Source organism: Enterocloster lavalensis, from assembly GCF_046603895.1.
GTDB classification, from domain to species: domain Bacteria; phylum Bacillota; class Clostridia; order Lachnospirales; family Lachnospiraceae; genus Enterocloster; species Enterocloster lavalensis.
In genome coordinates this window covers 5247633-5269097 of the sequence record NZ_CP176637.1, presented here as the reverse complement: position 1 = coordinate 5269097, position 21465 = coordinate 5247633, and the positions used below count along the sequence as shown (strand labels likewise).

Annotated in this window: 22 protein-coding genes and 1 pseudogene; 3 read left to right on the top strand and 20 right to left on the bottom strand. The window is 57.6% G+C overall.

Annotated elements, in window-relative coordinates; genetic code table 11:
• Nucleotides 1–143 precede the first annotated feature (143 nt).
• Nucleotides 144–2057: a diguanylate cyclase domain-containing protein gene (locus ACK2JC_RS23730; protein ID WP_320936428.1), complete on the bottom strand. Its 1914-nt coding sequence runs from the start codon at nucleotides 2055–2057 to the stop codon at nucleotides 144–146.
• Nucleotides 2058–2458: 401 nt separating this feature from the next.
• On the opposite strand from ACK2JC_RS23730, the gene ACK2JC_RS23725 reads away from it, so the two are divergent.
• On the top strand, nucleotides 2459–3700 hold the full coding sequence (locus ACK2JC_RS23725) for a RelA/SpoT domain-containing protein (protein ID WP_092368046.1): 1242 nt from the start codon (nucleotides 2459–2461) through the stop codon (nucleotides 3698–3700).
• 61 nt (nucleotides 3701–3761) lie between these two features.
• Here ACK2JC_RS23725 and ACK2JC_RS23720 read toward each other — a convergent pair whose 3' ends face one another.
• The 9 genes and pseudogenes from ACK2JC_RS23720 to ACK2JC_RS23680 form a co-directional block, all read right to left on the bottom strand.
• Nucleotides 3762–4133, bottom strand: a complete 372-nt coding sequence (locus tag ACK2JC_RS23720; protein ID WP_276851774.1) for a heavy-metal-associated domain-containing protein — start codon at nucleotides 4131–4133, stop codon at nucleotides 3762–3764.
• Nucleotides 4134–4484: 351 nt separating this feature from the next.
• Nucleotides 4485–5156: a 4Fe-4S binding protein gene (locus tag ACK2JC_RS23715; protein ID WP_320936824.1), complete on the bottom strand. Its 672-nt coding sequence runs from the start codon at nucleotides 5154–5156 to the stop codon at nucleotides 4485–4487.
• A gap of 1 nt (nucleotide 5157) precedes the next feature.
• Nucleotides 5158–5886, bottom strand: a complete 729-nt coding sequence (locus ACK2JC_RS23710) for a rubredoxin (RefSeq protein ID WP_320936825.1) — start codon at nucleotides 5884–5886, stop codon at nucleotides 5158–5160.
• Nucleotides 5887–6145: 259 nt separating this feature from the next.
• Nucleotides 6146–7597, bottom strand: coding sequence for a Na+/H+ antiporter NhaC (gene nhaC, locus ACK2JC_RS23705; RefSeq protein WP_320936826.1), 1452 nt, complete (start codon nucleotides 7595–7597; stop codon nucleotides 6146–6148).
• Between the two features lie 80 nt (nucleotides 7598–7677).
• Nucleotides 7678–8073: a hypothetical protein gene (locus tag ACK2JC_RS23700; protein WP_368272152.1), complete on the bottom strand. Its 396-nt coding sequence runs from the start codon at nucleotides 8071–8073 to the stop codon at nucleotides 7678–7680.
• Between the two features lie 6 nt (nucleotides 8074–8079).
• On the bottom strand, nucleotides 8080–8856 hold the full coding sequence (locus tag ACK2JC_RS23695; protein ID WP_368272153.1) for a MalY/PatB family protein: 777 nt from the start codon (nucleotides 8854–8856) through the stop codon (nucleotides 8080–8082).
• A 31-nt stretch (nucleotides 8857–8887) separates the two neighbouring features.
• Nucleotides 8888–10117 (bottom strand): MFS transporter, encoded by a 1230-nt coding sequence (locus ACK2JC_RS23690; protein ID WP_411337911.1) that lies wholly within the window; start codon nucleotides 10115–10117, stop codon nucleotides 8888–8890.
• A 198-nt stretch (nucleotides 10118–10315) separates the two neighbouring features.
• On the bottom strand, nucleotides 10316–12118 hold the full coding sequence (locus ACK2JC_RS23685) for a sigma 54-interacting transcriptional regulator (protein ID WP_331681217.1): 1803 nt from the start codon (nucleotides 12116–12118) through the stop codon (nucleotides 10316–10318).
• Nucleotides 12108–13354 (bottom strand): annotated as a pseudogene (locus ACK2JC_RS23680) (acetate/propionate family kinase). The gene ACK2JC_RS23685 and the pseudogene ACK2JC_RS23680 overlap by 11 nt, the downstream one beginning before the upstream one ends.
• A 256-nt stretch (nucleotides 13355–13610) precedes the next feature.
• On the opposite strand from ACK2JC_RS23680, the gene ACK2JC_RS23675 reads away from it, so the two are divergent.
• Nucleotides 13611–13709: a hypothetical protein gene (locus tag ACK2JC_RS23675; protein WP_368271520.1), complete on the top strand. Its 99-nt coding sequence runs from the start codon at nucleotides 13611–13613 to the stop codon at nucleotides 13707–13709.
• A 20-nt stretch (nucleotides 13710–13729) separates the two neighbouring features.
• Entirely contained in the window at nucleotides 13730–14473 is a 744-nt protein-coding gene (locus tag ACK2JC_RS23670) for a hypothetical protein (protein ID WP_320936532.1), read from the top strand.
• A 214-nt stretch (nucleotides 14474–14687) separates the two neighbouring features.
• On the opposite strand, the gene ACK2JC_RS23665 is transcribed toward ACK2JC_RS23670, so the two are convergent.
• The 10 genes from ACK2JC_RS23665 to ACK2JC_RS23620 all read right to left on the bottom strand — a co-directional run bounded on the left by ACK2JC_RS23665 (nucleotide 14688) and on the right by ACK2JC_RS23620 (nucleotide 21461).
• Nucleotides 14688–15386 (bottom strand): phosphoenolpyruvate-utilizing N-terminal domain-containing protein, encoded by a 699-nt coding sequence (locus ACK2JC_RS23665; RefSeq protein ID WP_320936531.1) that lies wholly within the window; start codon nucleotides 15384–15386, stop codon nucleotides 14688–14690.
• Between the two features lie 39 nt (nucleotides 15387–15425).
• Complete coding sequence (gene proC / locus ACK2JC_RS23660; RefSeq protein WP_320936530.1) at nucleotides 15426–16220, bottom strand: pyrroline-5-carboxylate reductase; 795 nt, start codon at nucleotides 16218–16220, stop codon at nucleotides 15426–15428.
• Nucleotides 16217–16363 carry a hypothetical protein gene (locus tag ACK2JC_RS23655; protein ID WP_320936529.1) on the bottom strand — a complete coding sequence of 49 codons (147 nt, stop codon included), beginning with the start codon at nucleotides 16361–16363 and terminating at the stop codon, nucleotides 16217–16219. Before ACK2JC_RS23655 ends, proC begins: the two co-directional genes overlap by 4 nt.
• Nucleotides 16360–16635, bottom strand: coding sequence for an HPr family phosphocarrier protein (locus ACK2JC_RS23650; protein WP_320936528.1), 276 nt, complete (start codon nucleotides 16633–16635; stop codon nucleotides 16360–16362). The genes ACK2JC_RS23655 and ACK2JC_RS23650 overlap by 4 nt, the downstream gene beginning before the upstream one ends.
• Before the next feature lie 21 nt (nucleotides 16636–16656).
• The gene (locus tag ACK2JC_RS23645) at nucleotides 16657–17598 is read right to left on the bottom strand and encodes a class I mannose-6-phosphate isomerase (protein ID WP_320936527.1); all 942 of its coding nucleotides are present in this window, start codon (nucleotides 17596–17598) and stop codon (nucleotides 16657–16659) included.
• A 12-nt stretch (nucleotides 17599–17610) separates the two neighbouring features.
• The gene (locus ACK2JC_RS23640) at nucleotides 17611–18834 is read right to left on the bottom strand and encodes a hypothetical protein (RefSeq protein WP_320936526.1); all 1224 of its coding nucleotides are present in this window, start codon (nucleotides 18832–18834) and stop codon (nucleotides 17611–17613) included.
• A 35-nt stretch (nucleotides 18835–18869) separates the two neighbouring features.
• Nucleotides 18870–19694 carry a PTS system mannose/fructose/sorbose family transporter subunit IID gene (locus ACK2JC_RS23635; protein ID WP_320936525.1) on the bottom strand — a complete coding sequence of 275 codons (825 nt, stop codon included), beginning with the start codon at nucleotides 19692–19694 and terminating at the stop codon, nucleotides 18870–18872.
• The gene (locus ACK2JC_RS23630; protein WP_227168767.1) at nucleotides 19687–20469 is read right to left on the bottom strand and encodes a PTS mannose/fructose/sorbose/N-acetylgalactosamine transporter subunit IIC; all 783 of its coding nucleotides are present in this window, start codon (nucleotides 20467–20469) and stop codon (nucleotides 19687–19689) included. The genes ACK2JC_RS23635 and ACK2JC_RS23630 overlap by 8 nt, the downstream gene beginning before the upstream one ends.
• Before the next feature lie 75 nt (nucleotides 20470–20544).
• On the bottom strand, nucleotides 20545–21030 hold the full coding sequence (locus ACK2JC_RS23625) for a PTS sugar transporter subunit IIB (RefSeq protein ID WP_227168769.1): 486 nt from the start codon (nucleotides 21028–21030) through the stop codon (nucleotides 20545–20547).
• Between the two features lie 2 nt (nucleotides 21031–21032).
• Nucleotides 21033–21461: a PTS fructose transporter subunit IIA gene (locus ACK2JC_RS23620; protein WP_320936524.1), complete on the bottom strand. Its 429-nt coding sequence runs from the start codon at nucleotides 21459–21461 to the stop codon at nucleotides 21033–21035.
• Between the last annotated feature and the right edge of the window lie 4 nt (nucleotides 21462–21465).

Below are 21465 nucleotides of genomic sequence, written 5' to 3'. Positions count from 1 at the left end.
CCTATCCTTGATTCTCTCCGGCTTTTTCCATTTTATTCAGGCCCGGGCGATTCTTTTTTGCGGCGGCGCTCGTGGTGGGGCGGCATCCAAAAAAGCCGCCGATGTCTCCATCAGCGGCTCGTCCAACGCCTGAACTATTTTCCTTATTCTTCCAACTCTCTATGTTTCCGTTCCCGCTTCACCTTGTACATCGCCGTGTCTGCGCACTTGAGCAGGCTCGCGTAGTCCTCCCCGTCCTCGGGATAAAAGGCACAGCCCGCGGAAAAACGCACCGGAATGGGCTCCCCGCCGGTCAGTTCCGCCGTCTCCACATTCATCACATTGCGAAGCCGTTCGATCAGCGTTTCCAGCTCCTCCCGGTTGGCGCAGCCGTACAGGAACGCAGCAAATTCGTCCCCGCTTAGGCGGGCCAGAACGCTCTTCTCGCTGCAGACGGACCTGAAAATCCTCGCCACGCCCTGCAGATAGCGGTCCCCGTTCTGGTGCCCGAACCGGTCGTTGACCTGCTTGAGATTGTCCGCATCCGCCATGAGCATCGCACAGGCCCCCAGCTCGTTGGGGTTGCCGAACAGCTCCTCCATGCGCCGGTAAAACGCCCGCCGGTTGTACAGGCCGGTGAGCAGATCGATGTCCCGCTCCTGCTCGATCCGCCTGCGCTCCCGGATATCCTCCGTCACATCCACGATCAGTCCCAAAACGCTGTACTCCCGGAAATACGTCTCCAGGCGGACAAACCGCTCCGGCTCTCCGGGCAGGACGTACACACCCTTCTCCTCGTTCAGCGGGTTCTGCCGTATGGCTTCCAGATGTTCCTCAAACAGAGCGTGATCGGCAAACAGCTGTGTTGCCTCATCCCCGGCCAGCCCCAGGATTCCGGCCACCCTGCTGGTGACCATCACCCGCCTCATCCTCTGGTTGTATTCATAAACTCCGATGGGCACCTGGGCCACGTCCAGAATCTGCGACAGCTTGTTGGTATTGTCCCGAATACTGCGCACCATCAGATTGATGCGCCCGCTGAGCTCCGAGAACTCCGGCGTGCTGTCCTCCTCCACCGTGGTCTCCAGATTGCCGACGGTGATCTCCGTCAGCTTCCGGTTGATGGAGGAAATCCCGTCCACAATGTATCGGTCAATGTAGTTGGAGATGGAGACGATCATCAGCAGCGCCACCAGCACCAGATACAGTGCCACCAGGGCGGTACTCCGGTTTACCCCGCGGTACAGCGAAACGCTGCTCCGCGCCATCCCCAAAATCACCGAGCCGGACGGCGCGAACACGCAGTAGCTGTCCACCCCGTCAAGCTCCGCCCGCACTCCCTTTCGGCTGCTCAGAACCTGTTCCGGTCCCAGGCCCACATCCTCTAATTCTTTTCCCACAAGCGCATCCTGGGTGGCTCCCAGAATCCGAAAATTCTCCGGGTCCACGGCAAAAATCACAGACCCGTTCTCCACTGTCACCAAAGAGAAAATGTAGGACAGCTCGTTCTTCTTCATGGCCTCCAGCACGCGGGTGGGCTCCAGGCCGATCTGCACGATCCCCTGCCCGTCCGGCCTCCAAACCGCCGCGTACTGCATGAGCTTGCTCTCCGCGGTGTTGGGCGTGATATCCTGGCACAGCTCCAGGCTGCGGTCCGTCAGCATGGGCAGAAAAAAGCGCATCTGCTCGCCGGAATTAAAATTGTAGCCGTAATACTTTGGCTCGGAACCCGCGTACAGATTACCCTGGGTGTCAAAGAGGTGCAGTTCGTCCACCTGCAGCAGGCCGGCGATCTTCTTCATCTCCGCCTGATCCGGGATCACCTCCGGGTGGCTCTGTAAAATGTAGGCCGCCGCCTTGGCCCTTATAAAGCAGTCCTGCTTCAACTCCTGCCTGGCCCTGGCCGTATCCTGCTCGTTCTGGTCCAGAATCCGCTCAATCTGCTTAAAATTGTCCAGCGCTTCCTCATACATTCCCCTCCGGGCGCTCTGAATCTGCACAAAATAATTCAGGAACAGGGTCAGCAGCATGGCGGTCAGAATCACCATACACAGCCGTCTGCGAATCATCCGCTTCATCCCGCTTCCCCCTTTCGCTCCGCCCAGCCGCTGCCGGCGGAATTTTCCCAAATTCCCGCCGCTCACCGTCGGCTGTTCTGTCTCTATTATAAATGTCCCACAGCCCAAAGGGAAGGAAAAATTTCCCTCTTTCGAAAATCTTATGGATTCTGCGGATGACGGGCGGGCAAAAATGCGTTATAATCAAGGAAACGTATCTCTTATCGACAGCCTGCGGCTGACGACAAGGTATAATCAAGGAAACGTATCTCTTATCGACAGCCTACGGCTGACGACAAGGTATAATCAAGGAAACGCATCTCTTATCGACAGCCTGCGGCTGACGACAAGGTATAATCAAGGAAACGTATCTCTGCGAAAACAGAGACAGACTTAAATAACAATATTGACGGGGAATAGCCATGGATTTAATCAATCAATTTATTGAAAATTATAAACGAAAACTGAATTTTTATGAGGCAGCGGGACGGCTTGCGGCGAAACAGCTGGAAGCTTCCCTTCAGTCCGCCGGTATCCGGGCCATGGTGACCTCCCGGCCCAAGGCGCCCGGCCGCCTCAAAAGCAAGGTTCTGATCCGGAATTCCAGAAGAGCCGTGCCTTATAAAAATATGCGTGAGATATATGAGGATATCGCCGACCTTTCCGGTGTCCGCGTGTCCCTGTATTTCCCGGGCGACCGCGACAAGACGGACAGTCTGGTCTGCGACCTGTTCACGGTTCTGGAGACCAAACAGTTCCCGGAGCAGTCCAAGCCGCCCACCTACAACAAGCGCTTTTCCGGTTACTGGGCCAACCACTATCGCGCCCGCATGCGGGAGGACTCCCTTGAACCCTCCCAGAAAAAGTACGCCGAGGCACGCATCGAGATTCAGGTGGCTTCCGTTCTCATGCACGCCTGGTCCGAGGTGGAGCACGACCTGGTGTACAAGCCCCTTCAGGGCACCCTCTCCGACGAGGAGCTGGCGATCCTGGACGAGCTGAACGGCCTGGTGCTGGCCGGAGAGATCGCCCTGGAACGCCTTCAGAGCGCAGGCAACGAGCGGGTGCGCAACAAAAACGCCGCCTTTTCCAGCCAGTATGAGCTGGCCTCCTACCTGTACAATTATCTGAGCAACAATTTCCGACCCGAGGACATCGAGCTGCGCATGGGGAACATCGAGCTGCTGTTCCGCCTGATCAGCCGCCTTAAGATGAACACGGTCAAGGAGATCCAGCCCGTCCTCAAATCCGTGAAATTCGAGAAGGACCGCCGCAACATTTCCCAGCAGATCGTCGATCAGATCATCACCGGAAATGAAAAGCGCTACGCCATTTACCAGGAACTGCGGGACGGACGGGAGGGCGGAGGCGAGGACAGCCGCCAGGCCGCCAGCTATTTCTTCAGCCAGTGGGTGCCTTTGGAGCGCATGCTCAACCGCATCTCCAACCGGAATTCCCAGAAGCTGCGGGGCGCCTTCAACATCAACACCTTGAACCGGATGAACGTGCTGGACAAGGACTGCCTAAACCGCATCGTTTCCCTGCGAAAAAGCCGCAACATGCTGATCCACGACATCGAGGTGCCGGAGGCCGACTTCATCACCAAACAGGGGGACGAGGCCAGGGAGCTGCTGGAAAAGCTGGGAGAACAATTCCCTTCCTGAGACTGAATTCCAATACCGCATAACCAAAGAAACGGCCGGGCACATGGATCGTGTGCCCAGCCTACACCGCCTTTTCCACCCGGTAAACCGTGTAGCCCGCCGTTTTCACCGCCGCCTTCAACTCCTGCTCGCCGTACTCCCGTTTCATGCGCACATCGGCCTGCTCTTCCCCCAAATCCACCTGGGCCCACACGCCCTCCAGTGCATTTAAGGCGTTCTCCACCCGGGCCGCGCAGCTGCCGCAGGACATTCCATCCACTTTCAGCAGCACCCGGTAAGGGTAGTGGGACTTGTCCCGGTCCTTCACCCGGTTGAGCTTCACCCCCGGCCGGGCGGAAACGCCGCAGCAGCCGGAGGTGAGGCGCTTTAAATAGCTCCTCAGTCCGAACACAATCATGATAATGAGCAGTAAACACAGAATCGCAGTTGACATTGAGATCCTCCTTTTCACATATAGGCGCCGTGTGACAGCGGCAATGTATTTCCGGATAAAACTTGCGGATTGCTGGCCGGAATGGATTGGCAGACGGCGGCCCGGTTTCGTTAGGAAAAGCTAACCTCTGCCGATAAAAAAAGCGGCAGGGGATTTTATTGGCCGGCTCTCCCGGTTCTGTTTTCAGGTTAGCATTGATTAACCTGATTGTCAATCGCTTTTTCCGATCCATGAATAGATCTTCTGTCGAAATATCGATACCGGGTGGGGTGTACAGATTGGAAGGGGCCGCCGCATTGCGCAACGTCCCCTCCCATCCACACGATCCCGCTCAACCGTCAACGTTTTTATCTACGCCTCATCTTCCGGAATCCGCTCAAACACGGACGCCGGCTGTTTGCATCTCGGGCAGGTAAAATCCTCAGGCAGCGGCCCTTCATGTATGTAACCGCACACCGTACAGCGCCAGCGCTCCGGCCGGGCCTCAGGCTCCCCGTCCCTGGAGGACTCTGTCTCCGGCTCCTCCTCGTTGGCGGGCAGCAGCTCCAGCAGGCGTTTGACCGCCTCCACGGGAACATCGGCGTAGACCGGGTGATCCAGCAGAGACCGCAGGAAACGGTTGGCGTTTCCGCTCTGAGGCAGCATGTATCCCGCCTCCCGCAGAATGTCCTCGGCCATCAGCCGGTTGGATTTCTCCAGAGCCCGGGCCAACTGGTCCAGCGCCGGGTTGTGGGTGGATTGTCCCAGTTCCCGGGCTACGGCCTCCTGGGCCGTCTTGCTGCCGGAAAGCGCGTTCAGTTTGTTTAAAACCGCGGCTTCCTTGGGCTGCTGAGGCGGCATATCCACCGGAACCATGGAGATCGCCTTGGAGGGACAGGACTCGGCGCAGGCGCCGCAGCCGATGCATTTCTCACGGTCAATGATGCTGTTCTCCGTGTCCGCAGCCCCTGTGGGGCAGACATACAGGCACAGGCAGTCCTTGGTACAAAGGCGCAGGTTGCGCATGGCAAATTTCTTCATCATTTTATGCCCTCCTTTCGATCTGACTGAACTTCCAGCCCGGAACCTTACACACAGGGCAGAGCTCCGGCGGATTGTCGCCTACATAGACGAAGCCGCAGATATCGCACACATAGAGATTGGTGTGCTCCAGCATGGCTTCCCCCTCTTTCTCCCAGCGCTTCAAAAGGGCATCCAGAATCCTTGTGACCTTCCCGCTCCACACCAGCGCCCGCTGCGCGCCCCGGTCCCCATTTTCCTTTGCCGCGGCCTCAGCCTGCGGAAAGCCCACGTTTAAATCCCGGCCGACCCGCTCTAAAAGTCCGGAGAGCTCCGCGCTCTCAGGCACGGGCGTCTTTGCCTTGAAGTAATCCGCCAGCTGCGTGAACAACGCCGACTCCTCCGCCCGGTACTGCTTCTCACAGCCCCTGGCCAGATTGGAACACAGCGCCGACAGCTCCCCGGCGGAGAGCTCCCGCAGCTCCTCGTCCCCGCTGCCATCCTCCGGCTCACGCGCCTCTTCTCCGCCGTCCCGTTCGCTCACCGCTTCCGGCCCCGCCGCCTTCACAGTCCCATTTTCCGACTTTTTTTGCGGCTCCACCGGATTGAACAGATCTTTGGAAGCGCCGCAGAGCGGACAGACCCATCCCTCCGGCAAATCCTCCCACCGGGTTCCCGGCCCAATTCCCGCCGCCGGTATTCCCGCCGCCTCATCGTAGACATATCCGCAAATCGAACAGACATACTTTTTCACCTTGTGACCTCCTTCATGCAAAATGTACCACTCCATCAGTTGCTTATGGGAGAAGTATAGCAGAAGCAGACAAAATGTTCTGTAACTTGGTCACAAAATTAATAATAATTACTATTTCTATTTATCCCGGCATCTCCTACGCGATGAACGCCTCCGGCATTTTCTCTGTATTCCAGCTCTGGGCGTATGGCCCGATGTCCTCAGGAGCGACCGCGGTGTTAATCAAACGCTTCATCTGAATCCACCTCTGCCCTGAGCCCTATTTGCCCTCTATTTTTTTAACCGTAAATCCCGTCTTTGCGTAAATCAAATCGATGATCGGCGTGATATAATTCAAAAAACAGTACGGTATAAACGCAAGCGGAGACACGCCCAGCATCTGGGACGCATAGATGGCGTTGGAATTCCATGGAATCAGCACGGCCCCGAAGGTGCCCGCATCCTCCAGCGTCCGGGAAAGGTTCTCCGGCGCGATCCGGTTCGCCACAAAAATGTCCTTCATCAAAGTCGCGGTCACGATGGAGGCGAACAGCATGGAGGAGCCGATGGCGTTGGTCACGTAGGTGAGCGCCGCCGTGCAGGCGATGATTTTGAAGGTGGAATTGCCGCATTTTTTGATCAGCGGATTCACCAGCACGCTGAGCACGCCCGTCTTGTCCAGCATTCCCGAGATACAGAGCGCCAGGAAAATCGCCAGAAATGCGCTCATCATGCTCATAATACCGCCACGGTTCAGCAGGATGTCCACAAACTCGCTTCCCGTGCTGATCACAAAGCCGTTTACCATAAAATCCAGCAGCGTTTTAAGCGCCACCTGCTGGTGAAACACCGCCACGAACATACCGGAAATGGTTCCGATCATCAGCGCGATAATGCTCGGCGTGTTTTTCACCAGCAGAATCAGCACGATTCCGATGGGCAGAAACTCCAACCAGGTAAAATTGTAAAACTGGGTAAATGTGGCCATGATCTGGTTCGCAGTGCTGGTGTCATAGACCCCGGAAATGTTGCGCAGGCCCAGAATCACGAACAGTACCGCCGTGATGGCGTAGGCCGGCACCGTGGTCCAGAGCATGTGCTTCACGTGGGTCATCACGTCCGTTCCCGACACCGACGCAGCCAGAATGGTGCTGTCCGACAATGGGGACATTTTATCTCCAAAGTATGCGCCGCAGATGATAGCGCCCGCCGTCATGGGCGATGGAATACCCATGGCGTTTCCAATCCCGATCAGCGCCAGGCCCACGGTCCCCAGGGTTCCCCAGGAGGTGCCGGTGGCCAGGGAGGTGAAGGACGCCAGAATCAGCGCCGACAACAGGAATATTTTCGGGGAAATGAACTTGAGCCCCAGATAGATGATCATGGGGATGGTCCCGCTGGCGATCCACACCGCGATCATGGCTCCGATCACGATGAGCACCACATTGGGCTCAAAGGAGGCCACGGCCATATCCCAGGCCATGTCCTGCAATTCCCCGTATTTGTAACCCAGACGCATGAGCAGCGGAACCACCACGATCCAGGAAAGTAAAAACATCATTTCCAGCGGGGCCTCGAAAAAAATCAGGCCGAACGCCACAAATCCGAACACGCATCCCGTTACCAGTGCAGCGTATCCGATCGACACCGGATACTTGAAATTCTTTGACAGGAGCTTATCGCTCTGTGCCTGCTCCTCCGCCTCGGAAATCTTAATATCTCGATCTACCATTACCCTTCTCCTTTTCCGCCGGGCAGGCTCCCATTGTCCCGCCCGGTGGCTGTCACGTATTTTGTATCTGTGGACGGCTCTTATTTAGGCCGCTTTTCGCTGGCTTTCTTCATGCACTCCAGCGCCTTCTCCAGAACCGCGGTCTGGGTGGCGACGTTCAGGCGGATAAATCCCATACCGGGCTTCCCGTAGTTGGCCCCGTTGTTCAGCTTCACGCCCGCGTCCTGGAACAGGTGCACCAGCTCAAAGGGCGTCAGGTTCCAGGCCCTGAAGTCGATCCACAGAAGGTAGCTGGCCTCCGGCTCGATCACCTTCACCTCAGGCATGTTCTTTGCGATAAAGGATTTCACCAGTTCAATATTGTTCCTGAAATACTCGTTCTGCTGGTCCACATAGTATTCGCACTCGTTGTACGCCGTGATCAGGGCCTCGATGCCCACGTAGTTGTAGTCGAAATGATAGTCGTCGTACACCACGTTATACTAATCTCTGAGCGCCTTGTTTTTGATCACCACATAGGCGGAGTAGAAGCAGGCCAGGTTGAAGGTCTTGCTGGGGGAGCCCATGACGATCACGTTATCCCCGATCTCCTCCGACAGTGAAAAATAGGGGATGTGTCTGTGGGGCGCGTACACGATATCGCCGTGAATCTCATCGCTGACGATCAGGGTGTTGTTCTTCTTACAGATCTCGTACATGCGCATAAGCTCGTCCCTGGTCCACACGCGTCCCACGGGGTTTGCGGGGTTACACACCAGCAGGATGCGCACCCGGGGATCGGAGGTTTTCTTCTCCAAATCTTCAAAATCAATCTCATATCGCCCGTCCTTCAAGATCAGGTCGTTGGTCTCCACAAAACGTCCCGCGCCCTGAATGACCACGTTGAAGGTGTTGTAAACCGGGGGCTGCAAAAGGATCTTGTCGCCAGGCCGGGTGTAGGCGTTTAAAATCATCCACAGCGCGCCGGTCATCAGGCCCTGGGAGTGGCGGACCGCCTCCGGCTCCAGGGCGATGCCGTAGCGCTTCCGATACCAGCCGCAGACCGCGTCCGCAAAACGGCGCTGGGGCAGGTAGCCGTAGGCGAACACGCCGAAGTCCACCCGCTCGCGCACCGCGTCGATCACTTCCCGGGGCGCTTTGAAATCGGTGTCCGCAACGCCCAGGGGAATGTATTTCCCGCTCTCGCCCTCGTAGTCCCACTTGAAGGAATCGGTGTTGACGCGGTTGATTGGTTCGTCAAAATTATGTACACAGCTCATATTATTTACCTTCTCTTTCTTCGATCTATTTTCAGTTTGATTTAATTTTCTTTTTCATATGGGCCAGCAGGAAGCAGCAGCCCACGCCAAGCACCGCAAATACCATCATGGCGATGAAAATATAGCGGTAGCCCTGGATGCCCGGATACGCGTCCATAAAGTAGCCGTACAGGGTGAAAATGAACAGGTCGGGGGTATTTCCCACGATGGAGAGAATACCGGCGGCCGTGCCGGACATCACGATGGGGATCTGGATCTCGTCGGTGGTGGCGTAATAGGTTCCGCGGATGGTCATCATAACCGCCGCCAGCACCAGCATAAGTCCCACTACCACCACGATTCCCATGGTTGTGGGGATCACCAGGTAAATTCCGGTCAGGATCGTGCCCAGGGTCAGGGCGATCTTTAAATAGTTGATGGAGGATCCCATCTTGTCGGCGATCATACCGCCGATCGGAGCCGCGATAAAGGCGATCAGGTACTGGCGGACGATGTTTACCGCAACGCCCATGCTGACGGACATGCCGCAAATCTCGGTCAGATAGGATGAAAAATAGCTCAGGCCGTTATAGAAGGAATACCCGAAGAATACGATTCCGCCCGCAACCCACACTCTGGGAAGCTTGGCCACGTGTACCAGTCCGTCCAGGGCCTCCTTGGCGTTTACCTTGCCCTCCACGTCATTTTTCTCGATCAGGAAAAAGCAGACGACGCCCAGGCCGCACAGCGCGATGGCGTAGAAAATCATGGTGGCGCGCAGGCCCATTCTGCCCTCGCCGAAGTTGGTGAACATCCACAGCGCTGCGAAGGAAATGATGGTGGCGAACAGCCCGCGTCCACCTTCCAGCAGTCCGAACATCCGCCCTTGTTCCTCAGCGGTTCCGATCATACGGGTGCCCTTGATCATGGCTTCCCAGAACAATAGTGTTATGGTGATTCCCATGACCGCCTGTATGATCAGCACACTGGTAAACGGCGGATAGGTGGCAAGCCAGAAGCCGCACAGGCCGGTGGAAATCAGGGATACCGGTATCAGATATTTTACAGGGACAAGGTCCGTGATCCATCCGCCCGGCAGGTACGCGATAAACTGGGTCACCGCAAAGGCCGTCATCATCAGGCCGAACTGGGTGTTGGTGAAGCCGAAGGCCTCCTGCATCGCTACATAGAACACATCGCGCAAATAGGCCAGCTTGAATATGGTACCCCCCGCCATGCAGATTGCGATCAGCGTAGCCCATTGCTTAAAACTTTTTTTCATACTTGACTCCTTCCATCTGTTGCGTATAAATTTTTGTATTGTACATGTACGCTTATATAACAAGCAAATATCATGCCAAAAATTCAAATGCGCCTAAACAGAAGGTTTTGCCGATTTTCCAAATCTCTGCGCGCAAAAAGTGACAATTTTTTTGGCGCCAAATTATTTTACACTGCCAAAAAAATTGTCACTATGCAATCAAAGTCCGTACTTTTTGATTTTGTGCTGCAAGGCCTGCCGGGTGATCATAAGCTCCCTGGCCGCCGCGGACACATTTCCGCCCAGGCGCGCCAATGTAGCGGCGAGGATGGATTTCTCATAGGCGTCCATGGCCTCCTTTAGGGGGATGGGCGGGAGCTCCGGTGATTGGCCGGGGCTGCCGGGGAAACCTCCAGGCCGATGGGCGGTCGGTTCTCCCGGCAGGGCGCGGAAATCCCCCTGAGCGGCCGGAAAGGTAGTGGGGAAATCCATGGGATCCGTAGCGCCTGCGGCTGAGGAAATCGGAGAATCCACAGGCTGCGAAGCGGCCGGGGCCGCCGCCATGGAAGCTGCTGCATCCACCCTACCCGCCGCTATGGAAGCCGCAGCGGCCCCCGCTGCACCCGGCCCCGCCGTACCAGCCGTACCTGCCGCCACGGGGGCCGCTGATCCCGGGGGCCCCGGCTCCGCTGTACCAGCCGTCCCCGCCGCCACGGGGGCCGCTGCTCCCGCCGCCCCCGGCTCCGCAAAGAAGCTGCGGTAATAAGGCGAGATATGTTCCAGCCGGAGCACATCCAGATTCTGCTCCGACACAGAATAGGCGCTCTCGACCACATGCTGGAGCTCCCGCACATTTCCCGGCCACTGGTAGCGGAGAAAGCGCTCCATCAACCCGGAGTCAATCCGCCGGATGTGCTGGCCGTACTCCCGGTTGAAGCGGGTGATGAAGCAGCCGCACAAGAGCGGAATGTCGCTCTTGCGGCTGCGCAGGGGCGGGATGTGTAAAATGCAGGAGGACAGGCGGTAATACAGGTCCCGCCGCAGCTTGCCGTTTTCGATGCACTCCAGCGGGTCCTCGTTGAGGGCGCAGAGGATGCGGCAGTTGATAGCCAGCTCCTTCTCCGAGCCAATGCGCCGGACGGTCTTGTTCTCAATCACCTTTAAAAGCTTGGCCTGGAGCGCGATGTCCATGCTGTTGATCTCATCCAGAAACAGGGTGCCGTTCTCCGCCTGCTCGAACAGCCCGGCCATATTGTTGGCCCCGGTGTAGGACCCCTTCACCGTGCCGAAAAACATGCTCTCCAGCAGGGTGGCCGGGATTGCGGCGCAGTTCACGGAGATAAACGGCCCGTTCTGAAACACGCTGTAGTTGTGAATGCTCTGGGCGAACAGCTCTTTGCCCGTGCCTGTCTCCCCGTAAATCAGCACGTTGGTCTGGTTCTGGGCCACGTGCTTGGCGTTGGAAATGGCCTCCACAAAGTTGATGTCGTTGCCCAGAATGCTGCTGAAGGTGTACTTGGTGCCGTTGCGCGGCTTCTCCTCCTCGAAATGGGTGTACAGCTCCAGGCTCTGCTCCATGGTCTTTTTCATCACGGGCAGGTTCTTGATCAGGGAGTACACGGCCACGGTGCGGTTTTTGTAATTCACCGGAAACATCCGCTCAATGACGTTTAAAACCTTGTGGCTCGCCTTCACCACATACTGGTTGAAATATTCGTTGGCCGCGATCCCCGTGTTCAGCACGATGGCGTGGCGGCTGTGTTTCGGCGTGTTCTCCGTGGGACAGTAAAGCTCTTCCATGCTCTTGTGCAGGGACTTCTTCGCGTCCACGCCCTCGATCACCTCGGCCGCCCGGTTGATGAAGATCACCTTGTTCTCGTCGTCCGAGATCACCACCGCCTCCTCCACCTGATTCAGCACCGCCTCATAAATCCGGTTCATCATCTCCGGGGTATATTCCATCCCGCTCCCAACCCGGTCTACCTCCCGCTCCCCGGCCCTGGCTTCCGTCTCATTCTGCATGATGAGCTGCCCCTTTCGCCTTTGTCTCCCTGTTTGCCTTAACCTGGGCGGCCACCGCGGCAGCCTCCCTTGCAATCTCCAGTTCCTCGTTGGTCTTGACCACCAGCACGTTGACCCTGGAAGCGCCGTCGGAGATACGCACCGCCTCCCCCTGTTCCCGGTTCTTCACCTCGTCGATGGCGATGCCCAGGAATTCCAGATACTCGCAAATCTGCTCCCGGATATCAGAGTCATTCTCCCCCACCCCGGCGGTGAACACGATGTTGTCCACCCCGTTCATGGCCGCCGCGTAGCTGCCGATATATTTGGCCACCCGGTACACGAAAATCTCCCGGGCCAGGGCCGCCTTGTCGTTGTATTTGATCTCCGCGTCCTTCAGCTCCCTAAAATCGCTGGAAAAATTGCTGGAAATCCCCAGCACCCCCGACTCCTGATTCAAAATGGTCATGATCTGCTGGAAATCCAGATTTTCCTTCTTCGCCAGGTATTCCAGCGCTCCGGCGTCCACGTCCCCACAGCGGGTGCCCATCACCAGCCCCTCCAAAGGCGTGAAGCCCATGGAGTTGTCCACTACCTGGCCGTATTTCACCGCGCAGATGCTGGCGCCGTTGCCCAGATGGCAGACGATGGTCTTTACGCGCCTGTAATCCTGGCCCATGAACTCCGCCGCCCGGCGGGACACGTATTTGTGGCTGATGCCGTGGAAGCCGTAACGGCGTATCTTCAGTTTCTCATAAAAACGGTAGGGAAGGCCATAGAGAAATGCCTTTGGCTCCATGGTCTGGTTGAACGCGGTGTCGAACACCCCACCATCAGAATGTCCGGCATCAGCTCCCGGCAGGCCGCCACGCCCACCAGATTAGCCGGGTTGTGCAGGGGCGCCAGGTCGTTGCACTCGGTCATAGCCTGGATCACCTCCTCGGTGATAACCACGGAACCGGTAAATTTCTCGCCCCCGTGGACCAGCCGGTGTCCCACCACGTCGATCTCCGAAAAATCCTTCAGCACGCCGCGCTCCGGGTCCACCAGCATACTTAACAGCACTCCCACCGCAGCCTTGTGGTCCGGCATTGCCACCGGCTCCTTCAGGGAAATCCCCCCGTCCGTCCGGTAATTAAAAATCCCGTCGATTCCGATCCGCTCGCAAACGCCCTTTGCCAGAGCCTTCTCGTTTTCCGGGTCCACCACCTGGAATTTTAACGACGAGCTGCCGCTGTTGATCACCAAAATCTTCATATGTTTGCCCTCCCTCGCGCTGCGGCGGCGTTGGCCTCAACGGGCCGGACCGCATTTTGTTTTATTTTAGCATTGGGTGGCTGGTATTTGCAATAAGAAATGAGGCCGCTTGAATAAAACGGTGCGCAGTACCTGCTATGATTTTGCCAGATTGTCTGGTATAATCAAAAAGATGTAAGGCCCTATCAGTTCAATTCTAAGAAATGGACGGTGCGCAAAGTAATGACATTCTCCATGTACATGAGAAAGCAGCGGGCTGGGCGACTTCTACATTGTATCCCCAAAATACCAATGGTTGATCAGCGAAAACCATGAGGAGACCGCTTCCTTTTTGGGAATCGGCCTGATTTTATAATCTTTTGGAGGTGATCCGGCATGACAATTCCTGAAATCCTGCTTGCAATTTTGGTCCTGGCCCTTTTCTTTTTGGGCCTTGCGGCCATGGTCATTTTTCCGATAGCGGCCGTTGTGCTGGCCGTTGTGTTCGTAGTGCGCAGAAAAAAGGGCGGTTTGAAACTGATGTGGGTGCCCGGGCTTCTGCTGCTCATCAGCCTGGCCGCCTGGAACCTGGACAGTCTGTTCGTCAACGGTCCCGGCTACTATTTCCACCACGACCCGGGCTCCAAGGTTTACAACGAGGGCTATATCATCCCCCACTACGAGGACATGTACGGGGAGACCCTGGAGCTGGTAGAAAAAGAGGTCATCGACTCCTGCAACGCCGTCTACACCCTGAAATCCGGTCTCACCGGAGATACCTTCACCGCAGAAAGCCGCTATTACGACACCTGTTCCGGGAGCTTCGACATGCTGCATCTGACGGAAAACTACGGTGAAATCCTGGGCAAGCGCCTGGCCGGCGGAGAGACGGTGAGCCTGCCCTTTGACGAAGGCTACTCCGTGAAAATGCCGGACGGGAAATACGCCTGGTTCATGATCTTTAAGTCGCGGGATGGTTACCGTTTCACCATCGATGCAGAGAAAAAGCGCCGGGAAGAAGCGTTCGATCAGCCCGTTTCCGGAGACCGTTTTTCTCTGGATATGGAAGCCGGGGGGCTGGTTTTGAAGGTGGTGCTGATGGACGGAAGCGTGGCGGAGCACTGGATTTTCAAAAACTGAAATCCGCGGCCCCGCCTCCTCTCTCATCCCCGCAATCGTTTCCCGGATCACGTCTTCCATCTGCATCCCCAGCATCTCACAGCCGTTGCGGATCGTATCGCAGTTGACGCCAGTAGCAATGGACCGAAGATAAGACGCCGGAAGTCACAAGCGGTTTCCGGCGTCTTATCTTGTATACAGTATTCTTTTTATCTGTCCTGATCTCATCCCAGGCTCACAAAACTTCCAATATAACCCGTCCCAGCCCGCCTTCCTTACCGGCCTCCATGCTCCCCTTAATCTGCTTTCCGGCGAGCTCGTCAACCGCAATCCCGGTCTGCACCATCATCGGCGCGCCGAAGGCCCTGGCCAGGATCGCTGCATGGGAATATTCCGATCCCGCGGATAAAATCATTGCCCGGTCTCCCCCGCGCTGCCAGGCCGCCACCTGGCTGGGCGAAAAATCCTCCGCGATGAGAATTGCTTCCGGCCCGGACTCAGGCGGATACGCACAGCCGTTCAGGCAGGCGATGACCCGGGCCGAGATGTCCATCATATCCGCGCCCCGCTCCCTGAGATACGGGTCCTCCATCTGCTCGAACATGGCCGCGCAGGTCCGCCCGGCCCCTTGCACCGCTTCTTGGGCGCTCTTTCCCACCCGGATGCCGTCCTCCGCCATCTGGATGTAGTCAAAATCCTCCAACAGCAGCCGGTGCACGGCAAAGATCGCGGCGGCCTCTTCACCTGCCTGGGCGGCCACCTCCTCCTCCAGCTGTGCAAGCTGTCCCAGAGCCTCCGACTTCGCCCGCTCAAACCTCATCAGCTCCTCTTCAACTCCAGCCGGAACCGGATACGCCGGCATTTCCCGGCTGCAAACCGCGGCCGCGCCCCCCACGGTTCCCCCGCAGACCGTCCGTCCTCTGTATGTCCGCATATTCCACCTCCATCTTAACCGCCGGTCTTACCCTGCATCCTACACCATCCGCTTCGCCTTCTCCGTACAGGCCCTCATGGCCTCCATCACGCTGCCTCGGAATCCATTTTTTTCCAGGCTTCGCACCACTTCAATGGTCGTCCCTCCGGGCGAGCACACCATATCCTTTAGTTCCCCCGGGTGCTTTCCCGTCTCCAGCACCATTTTTGCGCTCCCCAGCACCGCCTGGGCCGCGAACCGGTAGGCAGTGTCCCGCGGTATACCATCCGCAACCGCTGCGTCTGCCATAGCCTCAATAAACAGGAACACATAGGCCGGGGAGCTGCTGCCCACGGAAACCGCCGCATCCATCAGGCGCTCCGGAATCTGCTCCGCCCTGCCGAATCCGCCCAAAAGCCCCAGAACCCGTTCAAGTTCCGCCTGCTCCAAATTCCGGTTGCAGCAGACCGCCGTCATGCCTTCCCCCACCATGGCCGGCGTGTTGGGCATGGTGCGGATGACCTTAGTCTCCGCCCCCAGACGTTTTTCCACCCACTCCGTGGAAATTCCCGGGGCGATGGTCACCACCACCTGACCGGACGGACGGCAATCCCTGATCTCCTCCAAAACCGCCCCGTAAAACTGCGGTTTCACCGCCACCACCAGAATCTCCGCCCAGGCGGCCGTCTTCCGGTTGTCCTCCGTCACCGTCACGCCCAGGGCTGTCCCCCGATCCCGGGCGGCGGCGCTTAAATCGCTGACCAGAATTTCCTCCGGCAGGGCCAGCCCCTTGTCCAAAATCCCCTTTATCATAGCCACGGCCATATTTCCGCAGCCGATCATTCCCAGTCTCATTCCGTCTCCCCGCTTTCCAACAACGATTCCATAAGCGCCGCGGCAGCCTGCCGTATCCCTGAGAACGCCGCGGCCGCCCGCCTTATTCCGGAGAACGCCGCGGCCACCCGCCCCATCCCGGAGAACGCCGCGGCCGCCCTCATTCCTCCTCCCCGAAGCCGGACTCCACCAGCGCGGCCAGGGCCTCCACCGCCTGCTCCTCGTCCTCTCCGCGGGCGCTGATCTCCACCGTCACCCCCTGGGAGAGGCATTTTGACAGTACCCGCATCATCGATTTGGCGCTGACGCCCTCGGCCTCCCCCGGCCTGCGTACCCGGATGTCCGAGCTGTAGCGCTTGGCGCAGCCCACGAACTCCGCCGCCGGCCTGGCGTGCAGCCCGGTCTTATTTTTAATCACCACTGACTTTACATACATAGCCTTGACTCCTGTCTCATTTTATGCCCTGTAGGTGATATAGGTCAAATCCAGGGTTCCCCGCAGCTCCACCGGGCCGGAGTGGGCCGGGATGAAGAAGGACTCTCCCAGCTGTACATCACGCCCGTTTATACTGCCCGATCCGTTCACACAGGTGACGAAGTAAAATTCCTCCATCCCGAAAAATCCCCGCTCCCCGGCCGTCTGCACCCGCCCGCAGCTGTAAACGCCCGGCTCGTCGTGATACCGGAAAATCCGGCAGCCGTTTATTTCTTCAGGCAGAGCCCGGTAGGGCTCCACCAGCTTGTCGGGGATGTTGACGTTGGCGTACACGTCCTCCGGGTGGGTGGCCCGCTTTAACCCGGTATCCGGGTCCACCCGGTCATAGTCGTACAGCCGGTAAGTCACGTCCCCATTGACCGAAAATGCGATCACAACCGCCCCCGGCGCGAAGGCGTGCAGGGTGCCGTGTGGGATGTGGATGTACTCCCCCTCCCGCGGCCTGATATACCGGCACAGCGTTTTCCAGTCCCTGGCCTCAGCTAACGCCTTAAATTCCTCCAGGGTTTTCGCAAAATGTCCGTGGAGCATGCAGAAATCCTCATCGCACTCCAGGACCAGGGAGCCTTCCGGCTTCCCCCTCATCCCTTCATGGGCCAATGCGTAACCGTCGTCCGGGTGAATCTGGATGGACAGCGGCTCCTTCGCGGCGCACATGATCATGCGCACCGGCATATCCGGTGTTTCACAGTCAAACAGCTCCCGGTGGGTGTGGTAAAACTGCGAAAGCTTCTCCCCTGTATCCGCCACCGTGCAGTCCAGATGGCCCGGTATGGCGATCACATTGTACACCTCTGCGATATTCTTTAAATCCGACTGGTAGCCGAACCGCTCCCGCAGGCGCTGTCCGCCCCAGAGGCGCTCCTCGAACACAGGTAAAATCTGATAAATCTGATTCGGCACGGCGTCTCCCCTCTATTTCTCCACAAACAGATACCAGGTTGGGTTATAGGAAATAATCTCCTTATAGCTCTGCAAAATCAGGTCATAGACCACCTTGTCACCCGCCTGGCTTAAATCCAGCTGACAGACATCCACAATGGTTTTCTCAATCCCCTGCTCCCGGATCATTTCCTGGAGACGGCAGGCGCTTGGGTCCTCCGGGTTGGTGAACACGAAGCCGTAGGCCGCGTTCCGGCAGATAAACACCGGCACGTCCCCGTTTTCCAGGCTCATAAGGGCCGGGCCGATAAAGCGCTCGTTCCGGGACAGCTTGCGGATGGGGTCCGCGCCGATGCGCAGCACCGTATCCTGCAAAGACGGGTTGCGGTAATAGGTCCAGATTCCCTGCCACTCCTTCACCGGGCGGGGCATGGGAAGCCCCAGCTGCTTTGCCACCGCGTTGTAGGCCTCCTCGCAGGCGTAGTAGGAGCATTTGCTCACATAATCGTTCACCGCGGCCTCGAAGGACGAGTGCAGGTGGTAATACTGGCCCAGGTAGGCGTAGGAACAGTGCAGGGTGTTGCCGATCCAGATTTTAATGATCATCTCCCGCTTCACATTGTCCACCATCTTAAAGAACTTCGGCAGCACATGGCCTTCCCCGAACCGGAAGGCGTTTCGCTCCACCTCCAGGGTATTCAGGCAGTCGCCCTGGATCGCCAGCTCATCCACCTTTTTCTGAGCCTCCGTGGGATAGGAGCTGGCCCTGCGGATAATGGACTCCACAAGCGGCATATAGGTATTTAAATACTCCCTCTCCTCCTCATTTAACTGATCCCCGATGCGTTTGCTGTAATAGTCGTACACGCCCACATAGTTTGCCCCCACCGTGATGGCCATGGGCCGCTTGATCCCCCGCTTCATGCGCTCCCGCAGCGCCTCCACAATATCGTCGGAAATGGCGTCGAACCCGTCCGGGAAGGTGGCAGTGGACACGTAGTCCGCCTCCACGATGGCGTCGATGTACGCCTTGTGGTCCCGGATCGTGTGAAGCGCTCTGTAGCCCGTGATCCTGCGCACCTCCTCGCTCCCGTCCTCGTCGATCTTAAACACCGTGTAATAGCCCTGGCCGTTCAGCCGGTCCACCAGCTCCTGATCGATATCCGCGTATGTGATCTCATAACCCTCCAGATCGTACAGCTCGCCCACATAACCTCTTCCGCTTCGGCCCGCGCCGATTACCACAACCTTTTCCATGTCGCAAATCTCTCCTTTTTAATTGTTCAAAACCATCAGATAATTCCCACCAGAGCCCCCAGAATGGAGAAGCCCAGTACCAGCAGCATGACCACCACCATGCTCACCCGCTTGCTGAGAATCTTGTACAGCCCCAGGGTCACCAAAAGCGGCAGCAGCATGGGGAAAATGTCGTTCAGATAATTCTGCAGCGCGTACACCTCGCCGCCGATGGTCCACGAGACCGTGGTGTTGAGCGATACCATCATAGCCGTCATGGCCCCCACAATGGTCACGCCCACGATATTGGCCGCCTTGGACACCTTATCCACGATGCCGCTGGTGCTTAAATCCGTCAGAAGCCCCAGGCCCGTCTTGTAGCCCAATACGCCGCAGTAGTAGATGCTGAGCACTCTTGGAATGTTGTTGATCAGAATGAACAGCAGGATGCCCAGCCAGCTGCCCTTGGTGCACAGCGCGATGCCGATGGCCGAGGCGATCAGGCGGAAGGTGCCGAAGAAGAACGAGTCGTTGATGGCGGCCACCGGCCCCATAAGTCCCACCTTGATGTTGGTAATGATATTGGTGTCAAACTCCGGGTTCTGGCTGGCTTCCTCCTCCAGGGCCGAACATACGCCGCTGACCAGCGTGTTCATGGGCGCGCCGTTGTTGTAGGGCATCATCAGATGTCTGGTCAGCGCCTTGGCCCGCTCCTCCTTTGTCTTGTAAAACCTGCGGATGGCCGGCCACATACTTAAGGCGAAGCCGATGCTCAGCTGGAGCTGGTAGTTGTAGCAGGTGTCAAACAGATGGTCCCAGAAAAACAGTTCCCGGACAAATTTTTTCTCATCCCTGGTCAGATTTGCACGATTCTCACTCATCAAACAGCCCCTCCTCATCGTCGTCGGCCTTCGCTTTCTGCGCGCCGCCGTTTTTCTGCAACTCAAATGTAATGATAAACGCGATCACACAGGCGATAATGGTGATCGGCACCGTTCCCAAGCCCATGTAGGAGACCAGGATAAAGCCCAGCAGGAAATACAGAAACGTCTCCTTCTTCAACATCGGCAGCAGCAGATACGCAAAGCCGACTGCCGGAAGAATGCCGGCGGCCACGTCCAGGCCGTGCATCACCACGTCCGGGATGGAGTCCAGAAACGCCTCAACGGCCGGAGCTCCCGCGTAGATGGCCCCGAAGGTCACCAGGAAATAGATGATAAACTGAAGGCCCAGTCCGCCCACGATGTCCACCATGATCAGACCCTTCACATTGGCCTCCCTGGCGTACTTTTCCGCCAGCGGCATATAGTAGCTTCGTACCGTGAACATGATCAGCTTCAGCGTCGAGGCCGCCACCGCCACCGGCAGGGCGATCACCATCACGCTCTCCAGCCCTCTGCCGCTCATGACGGCCAGCGCCACGCCGATGGCTCCGCCCACCGTGGCGTCCGCGGGAAGGGAGGCGCCGATCTGGACCGCTCCCATAAAGGTCACCTCCAGCGTGGCCCCGGCCAGCAGGCCGGTCTGGAAATCTCCCAGCGCCAGTCCCACCAAAGGACAGGTGACGATGGGCCGGATGATAAGCGGCGCCGCCAGAATTCGCTCCGTCACCACAATCAATGCCACAATTAAACCAACGATCAATGCTTCATGCATAACATAACCCCCTTATCCATTTTGGAATTGCAGCTTACTGCCCGCCAAAGCGCAGCCGGGGCAAACCACATATGTTCAGAAATTCAGCTTCTCCACTGCCTTCTCATAGCTGGCGGCGGGCGCGGTAGGCACCCGCTGCAGGTTGATTTTCACGCCCATGTCCTTCACCCGGCGGATGGCCTCCGCCTCCTCGCGGGTCACGTGCACGCCCTTGGTCAGCTCCTGCCTGCCCTCCCTGGGCTTCATGTACCCCACGTTGAATTCCGGCCGCTCCGCGATCCCCTCGTACACCTTAAGGGCCGTCACCGTTTCCTCGCAGAGCACCATGGTCCGGTACTTTGAAAGGCGCGGGTCGTTCAGCATTTTAATGGCGTCCGCCACGCTGCGGATGGCCACCTTCACGTCCTGGGGACAGCCGATCCTCAGCGCGGTCTTTCTCATCTCATTGCCCGCCACCTCGTCGCTGACCACCACCAGCGAGTCGTAGCGCACGGCATTTTTCCAGCTGTACACGATCTCCCCGTGAATCAGCCTCTCGTCCACCCGAATCAATACAATCATTCCTAACCCTCCCCAAAGAAATCATCGGCCTGGGCCTGCGGTTTACAGTGATCGTTCAGAAAAACCACCTGGCTCCTGCCCGTTTCCACCAGCTCCCGGCAAAATTCCTCCGTCACCGCCTCGTCCTCACCCATGGAAGCCAGCTCCAGCGCCATGGCCAGGTTGAAGCCCGCGATCACGAACACGCCGGGCCGTTCCAGATACGGAAATACCTCCTTGTTCACGCTTCCGCCCAGCAGGTCCGTCAGCACGATCACCGTGTCCGACTCCCCCACCCCGTCGAAATACTCCTTCAGCTCCCGGGTGGGCGGCGCTCCGTCCAGATACGCGTTGATCACGTCCATTTTCGCCGTGTCCCCCATAATCAGCCTGACCGCGCTCAACACCCCGTCCGCCATGCGGCCATGCGTTGCAAGCAAAATTCTTCTCATTCAC

Excerpts from the sequence above, each read along its gene's own strand:
- proC (WP_320936530.1), bottom strand. The coding sequence starts at position 16,220 with ATGAGACTGGGAATGATCGGCTGCGGAAATATGGCCGTGGCTATGATA.
- ACK2JC_RS23725 (WP_092368046.1), top strand. The coding sequence starts at position 2,459 with ATGGATTTAATCAATCAATTTATTGAAAATTATAAACGAAAACTGAAT.
- ACK2JC_RS23720 (WP_276851774.1), bottom strand. The coding sequence starts at position 4,133 with ATGTCAACTGCGATTCTGTGTTTACTGCTCATTATCATGATTGTGTTC.
- ACK2JC_RS23715 (WP_320936824.1), bottom strand. The coding sequence starts at position 5,156 with ATGATGAAGAAATTTGCCATGCGCAACCTGCGCCTTTGTACCAAGGAC.
- ACK2JC_RS23695 (WP_368272153.1), bottom strand. The coding sequence starts at position 8,856 with ATGAGCTGTGTACATAATTTTGACGAACCAATCAACCGCGTCAACACC.
- ACK2JC_RS23730 (WP_320936428.1), bottom strand. The coding sequence starts at position 2,057 with ATGAAGCGGATGATTCGCAGACGGCTGTGTATGGTGATTCTGACCGCC.
- ACK2JC_RS23665 (WP_320936531.1), bottom strand. The coding sequence starts at position 15,386 with ATGCGGACATACAGAGGACGGACGGTCTGCGGGGGAACCGTGGGGGGC.
- ACK2JC_RS23625 (WP_227168769.1), bottom strand. The coding sequence starts at position 21,030 with ATGATTGTATTGATTCGGGTGGACGAGAGGCTGATTCACGGGGAGATC.
- ACK2JC_RS23690 (WP_411337911.1), bottom strand. The coding sequence starts at position 10,117 with ATGAAAAAAAGTTTTAAGCAATGGGCTACGCTGATCGCAATCTGCATG.
- ACK2JC_RS23650 (WP_320936528.1), bottom strand. The coding sequence starts at position 16,635 with ATGTATGTAAAGTCAGTGGTGATTAAAAATAAGACCGGGCTGCACGCC.
- ACK2JC_RS23620 (WP_320936524.1), bottom strand. The coding sequence starts at position 21,461 with ATGAGAAGAATTTTGCTTGCAACGCATGGCCGCATGGCGGACGGGGTG.
- nhaC (WP_320936826.1), bottom strand. The coding sequence starts at position 7,597 with ATGGTAGATCGAGATATTAAGATTTCCGAGGCGGAGGAGCAGGCACAG.
- ACK2JC_RS23670 (WP_320936532.1), top strand. The coding sequence starts at position 13,730 with ATGACAATTCCTGAAATCCTGCTTGCAATTTTGGTCCTGGCCCTTTTC.
- ACK2JC_RS23685 (WP_331681217.1), bottom strand. The coding sequence starts at position 12,118 with ATGCAGAATGAGACGGAAGCCAGGGCCGGGGAGCGGGAGGTAGACCGG.
- ACK2JC_RS23655 (WP_320936529.1), bottom strand. The coding sequence starts at position 16,363 with ATGAGGGCGGCCGCGGCGTTCTCCGGGATGGGGCGGGTGGCCGCGGCG.
- ACK2JC_RS23640 (WP_320936526.1), bottom strand. The coding sequence starts at position 18,834 with ATGGAAAAGGTTGTGGTAATCGGCGCGGGCCGAAGCGGAAGAGGTTAT.
- ACK2JC_RS23635 (WP_320936525.1), bottom strand. The coding sequence starts at position 19,694 with ATGAGTGAGAATCGTGCAAATCTGACCAGGGATGAGAAAAAATTTGTC.
- ACK2JC_RS23630 (WP_227168767.1), bottom strand. The coding sequence starts at position 20,469 with ATGCATGAAGCATTGATCGTTGGTTTAATTGTGGCATTGATTGTGGTG.